At 44.8% G+C, this 12,353-nt stretch carries 13 protein-coding genes, 1 tRNA gene and 1 pseudogene; 2 read left to right on the top strand and 13 right to left on the bottom strand.

Annotation, left to right across the window (positions count from 1 at the left end; genetic code table 11):
* Positions 1 to 374: transposase (locus tag FERRO_RS09540; protein ID WP_192839868.1), on the bottom strand; the 374-nt coding region annotated here is incomplete at its 3' end.
* Positions 375 to 444: 70 nt separating this feature from the next.
* Complete coding sequence (locus FERRO_RS09545; protein WP_056930669.1) at positions 445 to 2,040, bottom strand: sensor domain-containing protein; 1,596 nt, start codon at positions 2,038 to 2,040, stop codon at positions 445 to 447.
* 843 nt (positions 2,041 to 2,883) lie between these two features.
* Between FERRO_RS09545 and FERRO_RS09550 the strand changes: the two are divergent.
* Positions 2,884 to 3,246: pseudogene (locus FERRO_RS09550) on the top strand (transposase); the annotation flags it as partial.
* Positions 3,247 to 3,342: 96 nt separating this feature from the next.
* Here the strand turns inward: FERRO_RS09550 and FERRO_RS09555 are convergent.
* Positions 3,343 to 3,418: transfer RNA gene (locus FERRO_RS09555), tRNA-Lys, on the bottom strand.
* Between the two features lie 171 nt (positions 3,419 to 3,589).
* On the opposite strand from FERRO_RS09555, the gene FERRO_RS09560 reads away from it, so the two are divergent.
* Positions 3,590 to 4,876 (top strand): ISNCY family transposase, encoded by a 1,287-nt coding sequence (locus tag FERRO_RS09560; protein ID WP_152975674.1) that lies wholly within the window; start codon positions 3,590 to 3,592, stop codon positions 4,874 to 4,876.
* 78 nt (positions 4,877 to 4,954) lie between these two features.
* On the opposite strand, the gene FERRO_RS09565 is transcribed toward FERRO_RS09560, so the two are convergent.
* From FERRO_RS09565 to ruvC, 10 genes are all read right to left on the bottom strand, one after another.
* Complete coding sequence (locus FERRO_RS09565; protein ID WP_056930670.1) at positions 4,955 to 5,902, bottom strand: YbgF trimerization domain-containing protein; 948 nt, start codon at positions 5,900 to 5,902, stop codon at positions 4,955 to 4,957.
* Between the two features lie 4 nt (positions 5,903 to 5,906).
* Positions 5,907 to 6,407, bottom strand: a complete 501-nt coding sequence (gene pal, locus FERRO_RS09570; RefSeq protein ID WP_056930671.1) for a peptidoglycan-associated lipoprotein Pal — start codon at positions 6,405 to 6,407, stop codon at positions 5,907 to 5,909.
* A gap of 103 nt (positions 6,408 to 6,510) precedes the next feature.
* Positions 6,511 to 7,788 carry a Tol-Pal system beta propeller repeat protein TolB gene (gene tolB, locus FERRO_RS09575; RefSeq protein ID WP_056930672.1) on the bottom strand — a complete coding sequence of 426 codons (1,278 nt, stop codon included), beginning with the start codon at positions 7,786 to 7,788 and terminating at the stop codon, positions 6,511 to 6,513.
* A complete protein-coding gene (gene tolA, locus FERRO_RS09580; protein ID WP_056930673.1) occupies positions 7,778 to 8,701 on the bottom strand; it encodes a cell envelope integrity protein TolA in 924 nt (307 codons plus the stop codon). Before tolA ends, tolB begins: the two co-directional genes overlap by 11 nt.
* Positions 8,701 to 9,111 carry an ExbD/TolR family protein gene (locus FERRO_RS09585; protein WP_056930674.1) on the bottom strand — a complete coding sequence of 137 codons (411 nt, stop codon included), beginning with the start codon at positions 9,109 to 9,111 and terminating at the stop codon, positions 8,701 to 8,703. The genes tolA and FERRO_RS09585 overlap by 1 nt, the downstream gene beginning before the upstream one ends.
* Positions 9,112 to 9,114: 3 nt before the next feature.
* Positions 9,115 to 9,798 (bottom strand): protein TolQ, encoded by a 684-nt coding sequence (gene tolQ, locus FERRO_RS09590; protein WP_056930719.1) that lies wholly within the window; start codon positions 9,796 to 9,798, stop codon positions 9,115 to 9,117.
* Positions 9,795 to 10,220, bottom strand: coding sequence for a tol-pal system-associated acyl-CoA thioesterase (ybgC, locus tag FERRO_RS09595; protein WP_056930675.1), 426 nt, complete (start codon positions 10,218 to 10,220; stop codon positions 9,795 to 9,797). Before ybgC ends, tolQ begins: the two co-directional genes overlap by 4 nt.
* The gene (ruvB, locus tag FERRO_RS09600; RefSeq protein WP_056930676.1) at positions 10,217 to 11,230 is read right to left on the bottom strand and encodes a Holliday junction branch migration DNA helicase RuvB; all 1,014 of its coding nucleotides are present in this window, start codon (positions 11,228 to 11,230) and stop codon (positions 10,217 to 10,219) included. Before ruvB ends, ybgC begins: the two co-directional genes overlap by 4 nt.
* On the bottom strand, positions 11,227 to 11,823 hold the full coding sequence (gene ruvA, locus FERRO_RS09605; protein ID WP_056930677.1) for a Holliday junction branch migration protein RuvA: 597 nt from the start codon (positions 11,821 to 11,823) through the stop codon (positions 11,227 to 11,229). Before ruvA ends, ruvB begins: the two co-directional genes overlap by 4 nt.
* Positions 11,820 to 12,347 carry a crossover junction endodeoxyribonuclease RuvC gene (ruvC, locus tag FERRO_RS09610; protein ID WP_056930678.1) on the bottom strand — a complete coding sequence of 176 codons (528 nt, stop codon included), beginning with the start codon at positions 12,345 to 12,347 and terminating at the stop codon, positions 11,820 to 11,822. Before ruvC ends, ruvA begins: the two co-directional genes overlap by 4 nt.
* Positions 12,348 to 12,353 lie beyond the last annotated feature (6 nt).

Raw genomic sequence — 12,353 nt, forward strand, 5'->3', positions numbered from 1 at the left:
GTCATGCCACGACCGTACAAGGACAAAAATCTTGTCGTCAAAGTCTGTCCAGCCGGGTTTGATGTTTCGGGGATCAGTTGCGGCTCAAAGCTGCTTTGCCGGTCGCGCGGAATTTCGATAGGCAATTCGCCAAACTCACCTTTGAGCGTCTTGCGGCTGGTGCCATTACGGGCGTTGCCAGCGGTATTGGCGATGGGCTCATGCTTGTCATGCCCAAGGTGGGCTGCCATCTCGGCTTGCAGCGCACGTTCCACGACAGCCTTGGTGAGCTGTTTAAGCAAGCCATGCTCGCCCAGTATATCTTCGGGTTTCTGGTAGCCGGCCAGCAGTTGGTCAATCAAATCAGGCGAGGGGGATTTCTTTGTTACGGTCATGTTCACTTCCTTTTCAAAGTTAGGCAGATTTTCCTGCCAAATGACCGTTTACACAAAATTTCTTACACCCTCAAACCGTCGGTGCATTATCGCCCCAAATAGTCCTCCATTCCTTTTCAGCCTGACATGCCTCACGAAACACCGAGGTCCCAATTTCTAATATGATACGACTGGATTCTGCTATCGGAATAAACATTGACGGAGGAATATCTTCTCCTAAGAGACTCCAACGTAACAGTAATTCTGCACTGACAATTCGACCAGATTCAGACTCTACAATAGGCTGAAAGCGAACAGACAACTCATTTCTCTCTATTGCTAATCTAAGACCATTAATAATTTCAAGGCGTTTTTGTGCAAGTTTTTGTAAGTTATTATTAAAAAACACCCAACTGTCTCTTCCTTTTTCTTTCACAGAGTACATGGCTGTATCAGCTTGGCGTAATAGTTCGTCTGCGTTCTGCGTAGTAGAGTTGCTAATAGCTATCCCTATACTTGCACTAAGAAACAATACCCGTCCATCTACCTCAATTGGCTTTCTCAGTACGATGTTAATTCGTTCAGCGAGTGCTGATAGAGCTGAGGGTTGATCCACTTGTTCAAAGAGGATAATAAATTCATCACCCGATAATCGAGCGACTGTATCACTGGGTCTAACTTGTTCAACTAATCTATTGGAAATTATTTTGAGTACATCATTTCCAGTTTCGAATCCGTGTAAATCATTAATTGGCTTAAATCCGTCAAGATCAATATAGAATACAGCTACCAAACTTTCATTTCTCAGTGAATACTTTAATGCGTTTGTTAATCTTTCTTGGATAAATATTCGATTAGGTAGTCCCGTAAGTGGGTCATGCATAGCACGATAAATTAACTCTTGTTCGATTTTTTTTCTTTCTTCAATATCACGTAGAGAACATGCAAAATAGTCATAGAGTTCATTTTTAATATGGCTTACATTGATTTCTACGTCACGTTTTTCATTATCTTTTGTTCTAATTTTTATTGTTAATCTCTTAGCTGTCTTACTTAAGATGGAATCTAGTAAAGAATTATGATAAGTTGATTCAATAACGGTACTTTGTATTTCTTCAAGAATAATGTCTTCTAATGACTTTCCAATTAATTCTGTGACCGAATAACCTAATAATTTCTCCACTTGTTGGTTTACCATTTTAATAATCATTTCTGAATTACAAATGATTATTGCCTCAGGTGTGGTGTCGAATATAGCGTTAAGCCGAGATTCACTTTCCTTAAGTTCAGCTTCTATCTTTTTATGGCTTGTAATATCCCTCGCTATCTTGGATGCCCCTACAATTTTTCCTTGGTCATCAAAAATAGGTGATATGGTTGCGGATACGTTAATGTAACGACCGTCTTTTCTTCTTCTAACTGTCTCAAAATGTGAGACCCTCTCACCTGATGAGATTTTTGCTAAGACCTTTTGCTCTTCGTATTGACGTTCCTTGGGAGCTAAAACCACCGTTGAACAACCCATAATTTCTTTTGCTTGGTACCCAAACATTTTTTCAGCGCCAGGATTCCAACTAGTTATTATTCCATCTAATGTCATAGAAATAATAGCGTCGTCAGATGAGGTAATAATTGCTTCAAAAAAGCCCAAACCATAGTTTTTATTATTAGAAATAGCTGAAAACAATAGATCCCTCACTGTAGAAATAGTTTTTCATAACTATTATAACATGCACAGTTCATCGTTATTTATAAAGGAATTATCTTTACCGCTTGGATCTATAAGTAATTACTTATTAATTCGACATTCAACGTTCGCATAACAATAATTAAAACTCCTTATTTTTACTAATAAGAGCCGTGATCTACCCACCGAATGACTGCCCTACCGGTATTCTTTAACGTATTGATTAGGAATACGACTATAGCTATGGACATGGCTAAATGAGGATTTATTAAATGAGTAGCTCCAGCGACGTTGATATTGGACCGCTGAGTAACAGCTTGAAATAGTTAAATAGACCAACGAACCAGGGCGTTCCCTCTCTTTAGTAGCCTGTAAGGTTAGCCTTCCCCACCCAACTCGTTCAATGGTGTAAATTATTTATAAGGATCATTGGCGAGTAGAGGAGCGAATGATGCAGTGGTGCCAGCTAGAAAAGATTCAGGAAGCAATGAAGAGATAAAACAACTAAAAAGAGCTTTAGAGAGAAAGGGGCCTCCACCAAACAAGGGGTGCTCTTTAATCGTGTTTATCTAAACTAACCTCATGATTTTGCGATGAGAAATGAGATTAAAGTGCTCAAGAACTATCTTATCCTAAATTGACCAGGTTTTCTACAGTAAAAGTCAGGGGTTATCAACCTCTATGGAAGTGAAGTGCAATCGCTTGGCCCGTTGTAGCCATAGCCACAGTAAACAGGTACGTCCAACAGATTCCTATTCCTATACACGAAACAGTTCATCATGAACTATTGGGCCTCAGGCGCACTGTGTTAAGGTTACTCGCCCATAAGTTGTACCGCCCAATAAAAAGGCTAAAAGAGATCTGTTCTTAGACAGGTATCCAGCTATTGCAGCCATTTATCCATTCCAACAACCACTTCATACGTTATTGATGAAAAGAGCTTTAACGCAACGGGCATGTGGTGATGTGATTCCTGTATTCCTAACTATGTTAACTGAGTTAAAACAAAGTGCCTTTAAACCAGTGGCTGCTTTAGGTAAAACACTCAGCTCCTGGAAAGAGGAGAGTGCCAGAATGTGGCGGTTAAGTAAATCTAATGGCATTACAGAAGGATGCCACCGTAAGATGAAACTGATTCAGAGAAGAGCTGATGGATTCAAAAACTTTGAGAATGTCAGAGTGCGTGTTAAGGGGCTCTGTGGATGATTAAAAGTGCCCCCTTAAATGGGAAAGAGCCGCAAAACGGGCAAATGGTGTGTAGTAAAAGGAAAAGCGGGCTATTGCCCGCTAATCTTTGCTGTGTGGTGGGTCGGGCGAGATTCGAACTCGCGACCAACGGATTAAAAGTCCGCTGCTCTACCGGCTGAGCTACCGACCCCTTAAATTAATCAAAAATTTTAACTTATGAAAGGGCTTTTAGTCAAACTAATTGTTACTTTTTGTTAGCGCAAAGTAGTAATGTCCGGTTTCTCCCAAATAGAAATGTCCGCTGGTAGTTAAACTCACGCTGTTAGAAACAGTGGCGGATATTTTGAAGATGGACAAACTCATGAGTCAAAAAGAAGTGAAGCGAGCCCAGATGCTGGATCTGTTGACAGAGGGCAAAATCGACCAACAGGAAGCCGCGCGGCGACTGGGTATCACTACCCGCCAGGTGCGCCGCCTGACCCGGCGTTATCAGGCAGCGGGGCTGTCCGGACTGATCAGCAGGAAGCGCGGCAAGGCATCGAATCGGCGGCTGGACGATGCCATCTGCACGATGGCCATTGATCTCATTGGCGCGCATTACAGCGACTTCGGGCCGACGCTGGCCTGCGAGAAGCTGGCCGAACTGCATGAGGTAAATCTGTCTGTCGAGACCACGCGCCAGCTAATGATCAAGGCGGGCCACTGGCACCCCAGGAAAGGCGGCTCCATATGCGCACACCCGATGCGCGAGCGTCGCGCCCGCTTCGGCGAGATGATCCAGATCGACGGCAGCCCCCACGACTGGTTTGAAGACCGCGGCGAATATTGCACTCTGCTGGTATTCATCGACGATGCTACCGGACGGCTGACGCAACTGCGCTTTGCACCGAGCGAAACCACGCTGGACTATATGCAGGTGTTGCACGATCATATTCTGGCGCACGGCGTACCTGCGGCGTTGTACTCTGACCGCCACAGCATCTTCCGCATCAACGCCAAGGAGTCCGATCCGGAGGCCGAAACACAATTCTCGCGTGCGGCGCGCGAGCTGGGAATCGCATGCATCCACGCGCACAGCCCGCAGGCCAAAGGACGCGTGGAACGCGCCAATCAGACCTTGCAGGACAGGCTGGTCAAGGAAATGCGACTGGCCGGCATCAACAACATGGACGAGGCCAATGCGTGGTTGCCGGGCTATATCGAGGACTTCAACAGGCGCTTTGCGGTCGCGCCCAAAGACCCGTCTGACGCGCACCTGGCCTATGCCGGAACACCCGCCAGCCTGATGCGCACCCTGTCGGTTCAAGTAACGAAAACGCTCTCAAAAAACCTGTCTTGCCAGCATGAAAACCAGTTGCTGCAGGTCGAAACGACGGGCACGGGTCTGGGACTACGGGGCGCGAAAGTGACGGTGCATCGGCACTTTGACGGCACGTGTGAACTGCTTTGGAGAAAACGCGAATTGACATACAGCGTGATGGACAAACCGGAACGACAGTCGGCGGTGGCCGATGGCAAATCGGTCAATGCACGAGTCGACAAGGCACTGACTCGGCGCAACACCGGACACAAGCCTGCAGCCAATCACCCCTGGAGAAAAATGCCCGTCGGCAAATCCGCCCACGACGGGCAGCGCGCAACACCGTAGCGCAAGGGAAACAGCAAAAGCGGACATTTCTACTTTGCAGGAAAGCGGACATTTCTATTTAGCGTTGACAACTAATTGTTACTTTTTTTGATGTTTTTTGAGCTTTGCTGTAGCTTCACTATCTGGAAATTTGCTTTCCAATTGGTGCTCAATAGCTTTCGCTTTACTGCTTTCCCCTAAGGCTTTATAGGCTCGTGAAAGATTCAACATGGCATCCGGAACTTTATTTGATTTAGGATAATCCTTAATAACACGCTTATTAACAATCACTGCCTCTTTATATTCCTTAAGTACTAAATCATTCAAACCAATCCAAAACAATGCATTAGGAATTTTTTCATCATCAGGGTTGGCAAGAATAAAGGCTTTCAAAAGCTTCACTGACTGTTCGTATTTACCTGAATTAAACGCATTTAATCCGCTATCATAACTTGGTCCATGATGCACAGGCGCTTCTTTGATTTTGCTATTATCTTGAACAGATTTATCCGTGTTGTCGGCAGTCACTTGTTCATTGCTATTTTGTTTAGATTGTTTTTCAGTTTTATCGCTTGCCACCACTTGTTCAGCAGGTTGTTCTTTTTTATCGCTAGAACTCGCTTTGCTATCCAAGATAGCTCCATCAGGCTTATTCTTCAGTGCACCCATTGAAGCTTGTGGATTCCCTCCCTCTAACACTTTGAGGCGAGAATCTAAATCTAGGTAGAGCTCTTGGTTACGTTTAGTCATCTGATCTAAACGATTATTTAATTCGTCAATTTTGCCTTTAATATCAGCCAAGCTTTGCGTCATGTTATCAAATTGACTCACCATATCAGGTAAGTTTTGATTAGCAGCCTCTAGTCGCTCCACACGCTCTAGTAAATCTTGAACTTGTTTATTGAGATTACTTTGTACGGCTTTTAAATCCGCTAACTGTTGGTCATCAGAAAAAATGCCAGCAGAAGCCTGATTAAAGGTAAGGGTAAAAAAAACAATAGCCCCGAAAACTTTCAGGGCTACTGTTTTACAGTTAGTTGTTTTCAACTAATTACTCACCACGATAAACGATGTCGGTACGACGGTTTTCTGCCCAAGCAGCTTTGTTATGACCTGGATTGTGTGGTTTTTCTTTACCAAATGAAATGGTATCGATTTGATCAGCATTGACACCTTTTGCCATCATTAATTTTTTAACGCTATCAGCACGACGTTGACCTAAAGCCAAGTTGTACTCACGGCTACCACGCTCGTCACAATTACCTTGTAAAGTGACATGAGCAGCTTTGTGACTAGATAAGAAACCTGCGTGAGCGGTAACGATTGGAGCATACTGATCTTTCACGGCAAATTTATCGAAATCATAATAAACGCTACGTTGGCCCAATGCACCGCCTACACCTTTAGCAGGGAACATTTCATTTGCCATGGGTGCTGCTGCTGCAGGAGCCTCAGTCTTAGTACCGGTATCCGCAGTTGGGGCTGGGGTTGGGGTTGAGCTGCAAGCAGCTAAGGCACCAGTCATTATTAGAGCTAACATTAGTTTTTTCATAATTTTCCTCGGGTTGTGATGTTTGTTAAAGTAAACTAAATTCTTAAAAAAAGCATTATAAATCAAAATTTCCTTAATTGTAACGCATATTCACGGATTTGGTTTACTCAAATGGTCCCCATACGGGTTCATACACATCCCCTTTAGTTGCAGCAAGAGATTGTCGACTGCGTCCATCGCTACTGACTATAGCTAATTCCCCACGCTCGTGAATTCTTGTGGCGTACAAAATATACTGACCATTGGGTGCAAAAGTTGGAGATTCATCTAAATCTGTATCCGTCATGATTTGGCTAGTATTACTTGCTAAATCCATTTGCATCACATGAAAGGATCCCTGATCGCGTTCAATATAAACTAGCTTTCGTCCATCAGGACTGAGTCTTGGCGAGACACAGTATGTGCTGCCATAGGTCAAACGAGTTGCCTCGCCACCATTCACAGAGATACGGTAGATCTGTGCGTTACCCCCTCTGTCGGAGGTAAAATAAATGGATTGCCCGTCCGGCGAAAAGGTAGGTTCTGTATCAATACTTTCACTATAAGTTAAGCGTTTTGGATAACCTCGACCATCGGAAGGAATTAAGTACATTTGCGCAATCCCTTCTTTTGATAACACTACCGCTAAATACCTGCCATCTGGGGACCAGGCTGGAGCACTGTTGTTACCACGGTATTTTGCGACAATTACACGCTTTCCCGTGGCTAGGGTTTGCACCACCACCATGGGACGACCTAATTCAAAAGTAACATAGGCAATTTTTTTGGCATCCGGCGACCAACGCGGTGAAATAATCGGCGCTTTAGCGCTCAAAATAGTCACTTCGTTATAGCCATCACTGTCTGCAATTTTTAATGCTCTTGTCTGCCCCTGCTGTTCAATATAAGCAATTTTAGTGCTAAAAATTCCACGAATACCTGTTACATCCTCATAGATGACATCAGCAATATGATGAGCTAAGGCACGGTACTGGCTAGGTGTGCCAGTAAAGGACAACGCCTTTCGTGAAACTTGACCGTTCACATCCCACAGCCTAAAAGAAACTTGGAACTGCCCATTGCTAACTGATGTAACACTACCATCCACTAAATACTGGGCATTACGTGACTTCCAATCAGCCCAAGCAATATTAGGGGAATCAGGGGGGATAGGTTTGACTTCCGTTGCATCCAGTACCGAAAAAATTCCAGAGCGTTTCAAATCGGCACGCACCACATCGGTGACACTTTTACCAAAGGCTGATTCATCCACAAAGTTTAATACTGCAATCGGGTATTGCTGAGCTCCCTCCGTTGTAATATCAAGGGCCAACTCAGCATGAACCTGGGTCACAGCGAAGGTGAGGAATAATAGTAAAAAACGAATTATTTTATTTTTCATGGGTAAAGTTAAGTTCCATATCTCTGAATTGTCGACGCAATTTTATATCATCTGGTAAAGGCAAGGGTTGTGAACGATCAATTCCCTCTAATACTGCTTGATCATAAGCGGTATTGCCACTACTTTGTGTAATCACTTTATTTAATACAGTGCCGTCAGGCAAAACTGTAATTTTAATAATGGTAGTACTTCCTTTAGGCACTGACAAAGGCACTTTAGTATGATGTTTAATTTTAGCAATAATCGCTAACTTAAAAGCGTCAAGCTGCACCTCTTGCTCAGCAGCCTGCTTTGCTGCTGCCTCCGCCGCTTTCTTTTCCTGGAGGGCTTTCACTTTAGCTGCCGCAGCCTTGGCTTTTTGATGACGAATATCATCAAGGAGTTCCTGACGAGCCTCTTCCTGCTCTTGTTTGAGCAACTCCTTCATCTGTTTTTCTCGTGCTATTTTCTTAGCTTTAGCTTCCTTAGCTTTTTCTTCCTTAGCTTTTGCTTCCTTAGCTTTTGCTTCCTCAGCTTGTTTCCTTTTCTTTAAAGCAATGTCAGCGTTCTGCTCTTTCACATCCACCTGATGAGTAGACTGCGGCTTAGAAGGTTCCACCGGAGGCAAGGGTTTAACAGGCGGCGGCAAAGGCTTGGGCGGTTCAGGCTTGGGCGGTTCAGGCTTGGGCGGTTCAGGCTTGGGATGGGGCTGTGGCGGCTCAGGTTGAGGTGCTAAAGTAGGATGCGGACTACTCGGCGCCTCGGGTTTTGGGATATCCGTCCATAACTCTGCCTGAAAGGTACTACTTACTGAACGATGCCATGAAACACCAAAAATCAAGAAAAGTATGAAAAACCCATGCACCACTAAAGCCAAAATAATTGCTTTGGTGTTATCTTGTCGGCGAGGGGAGCGTGAAACAGAGCGACGCATTAAATGGCCTTGGGCGTTGCTAACAATCCAATGTGCTGCACCTGTGCTTGCTTTAAAATATCCATAATTTTTAACACTTCTTGATAACGAATGTTTTTATCAGCAGCAATGACTACAGGACGATTTGCATTACTATGTTGTAAACTTACGATTTTTGTTGCCAAGTCTCCGCGTGCTATATTCACTTCTCCAGAGTTGTCATAAATAATACTGACATCCCCATTTAAATGTAAATTCACCTGTATGGGGGATGCAGGGGTCGCCATGCTCTGTCCCACACTGGGTAAATCAATTTGTCCAGGACTAATCATGGGTGCTGTGACCATAAAAATAATCAGTAATACCAGCATCACATCAATATAAGGAACCACGTTGATTTGATTCATCAAGCGGCGAGGTTTACGCAACATAGCCTATTTCCCTTGCTGAATTTGACGTTGCAAAATATTTGAAAACTCTTCCATGAAGCTCTCAAAACGAATCGCTAATCGATCCACTTCATGGGCATAACGATTATAGGCAATCACCGCGGGAATGGCCGCAAACAAACCCATGGCGGTAGTAACAAGGGCCTCAGAAATACCTGGAGCCACATTAGCAAGAGTAGCCTGCCCCACATTAGACAAACCTCGAAAAGCATTCATGATGCCCCACACTGTGCCAAACAGACCCACATAAGGACTCACTGATCCCACTGAAGCCAAAAAGGCTAAGCCATATTCCAAAGTATCCATTTCTCTTTGAAAAGTCGCTTTCATGGCGCGCCCAACGCTGCTGGTAACCATGGCAGGATCTGCATAGCCTGCTTTAACGTGACGCATAAACTCTCTAAAGCCTGCTTCAAATATCTTGTCTAAAGAGCCACTATAGCGGTCAGCAGAGACCCTCTGGTAGAGAGCGTTCAAATCCTTGGCGGCCCAAAACTCTTCCTCAAATAAAGTAGTTTCTTGTTTGGCGCGTTTTAATAAAAACATTTTCCTAAAAATGGATGTCCAGGAAAAGAGTGAGGCTATCAATAGTAACCCCATCACCACTTGTACCAACACGCTAGCATTGGTGACCAGCGACATTAAAGATATATCTGTTGTTACATTCACCATATCACTCCTAAAGCTTGTTTCATTGAATTTGGCACATTAATGGATTTGAAGGTTTCTGTCGAGACACTCACCACACGAATTAATGCTCTTGATAACTCTTGCTCTTGTCGCCACACCCGCTGATCAAAGGTTAACAGTCCTCGCTCAAGGGACAACAGTTGCGCGCTGACGGTTAATAAATCTCCAAGTAGCGCTGGGGCAAGATATTTGATTTCTATAGAGCGCACCACAAACAGCAGCTGATAACTCTCTTTTAATTGGTGCGGATCAAAGCCCCGCTCCCGCAACCATTCAGAGCGAGCACGTTCCATAAACCGCAAATAGTTAGCATGGTAGACCACCCCGCCAGCATCGGTGTCTTCATAGTAAACACGGCAGGCTAGAGAAGTTAATAGTGCCTCTTGATGTGCTGTGGTCATGGTGTTTTATCCCAATGTACTCCAAGGTGTTGGTAAGCTAATGCTGTGGCAACACGACCACGGGGAGTACGCTGTAAAAATCCTTTTTGAATCAAAAAGGGCTCTAAGACATCTTCAATGGTGTCCCTTGCCTCTCCTAGGGCCGCAGCAAGGTTATCCACTCCCACCGGACCGCCAGCAAATTTTTCAACGATTAAACTTAATAATTTTGCATCCATAACATCCAGCCCTTGGCTATCCACCTCGAGCAAAGTAAGCGCTTGTTGAGCCACTGACAAATTGACGAGGCCACCTGCTTTCACCTCAGCAAAATCACGTACACGCTTTAATAAACGATTAGCAATACGTGGTGTTCCTCGTGAGCGGCCCGCGAGCTCCTTAATACTGTTCTCATCAATATTCATCTGTAACAGGTCAGAGGAGCGAGAAACAATTTTTGCCAAATCCACGGTCTCATAAAACTCAAGACGGGCAACAATACCAAAACGATCCCGCAATGGATTGGTCAACATGCCAGCGCGGGTAGTGGCCCCAACCAAAGTAAACGGTGGTAGGTCTATTTTAACGGAACGGGCGGCGGGCCCTTCACCAATCATAATATCAATTTGATAGTCCTCCATGGCAGGATAGAGTATTTCCTCCACCACAGGGCTTAAACGATGTATTTCATCAATGAAGAGCACATCACCAGACTCCAAATTAGTAAGTATTGCCGCCAAATCTCCCGCACGCTCTAATACGGGGCCAGAGGTTTGACGTAATTGTACGCCCATTTCATGGGCAATGATGTGCGCGAGGGTGGTCTTACCCAAGCCTGGCGGACCAAAAAGTAAGGTATGGTCTAAGGCTTCACCCCGCCCTTTTGCGGCCTCAATAAAAATAGCTAGCTGTTCACGTACCTTATGTTGACCGATATAATCATTTAATTGTTTAGGGCGCAGCGCTCGATCGAGCACTTCCTCATCACGGGAGTGACTGTTAGCATCAAGAAGTCGTTCTGTTTCGATCACTTACCACCTCCACCGCGCATTAGAGACTTGAGTGCTGCGCGAATACCCTCTTCCACTGACACTGATTCGGGTAATAACTCAGTGGCTTTGTTAGCCTCTCGTTCTTGATAACCTAAGGATAACAGCGCTTCAATCACTTCCTCTTTAACAGAGGGAGTCAAACTTACCAAGGGGTCAGACAATGCAGCAAATTGACTAACGCTTTGTTTTAGCTCTAGCATTAATCTCTCCGCTGTTTTCTTTCCCACTCCAGGGATTTGCGTTAACCGAACAGCGTCTTGGGTCATGATAGTGCGCTGCAATTCCTCCACCGACAAGCCTGACAATACGCTTAAAGCCAGCTTAGGCCCTACTCCAGAAATTTTTAATAATTGTCTAAACCATTGACGCTCAAGATCCGTATAGAAACCGTAGAGTAATTGAGCGTCCTCTCGCACCACATGGTGAATAAGAAGAGTCACAATTTGATTGATAGACGGCAATTGATAGAGGGTACTCATTGGTACTTCAACCTCATAGCCCACTCCCATCACATCCACCAACAGGCGTGGCGGCTTAACCACTAACAAAGTCCCCTGCAGTCGTCCGATCATAGGCTCACCAATCGACCATGTCGCATCTTCAACCCTTTTAAGCGGGGGGGCAATAGGGGATTACCTTGCTCGTTAGCATGGCGTATGGCGCAAGCAAGGGCATCAGCGGGATCCGTTGCGGGAGGGGTTGGCAGCTGTAACAGTCGCATTACCATATTTTGAATTTGTGCCTTTTGGGCATGGCCATAGCCCACTACCCCTTGTTTAATTTGTAACGCTGTATATTCTGCAACAGGTAACTGTTTATGAACCGCCGCCGCAATAGCAACGCCACGGGCCTGCCCCAACAATAACGTTGATTTCGGATTAATGTTGACAAAGACATTTTCAATTGCCACCTGTTCAGGCTGATACCTGTCAATCACCTCACAAACCCCCTCGAAAATCATCTTAAGCCTTGCTGGCAAAGTATCTGTGACTGTTTTTATGGAGCCGCTCGCCACATAGGTGAGCGCTGACCGATGATGGTCAATCACCCCATACCCTGTCACTCTCAAACCAGGATCAAGTCCTAAAATACGAATAGAGGC

The sequence above is a fragment of the Ferrovum sp. JA12 genome (genome assembly GCF_001431705.1).
GTDB lineage: Bacteria > Pseudomonadota > Gammaproteobacteria > Burkholderiales > Ferrovaceae > PN-J185.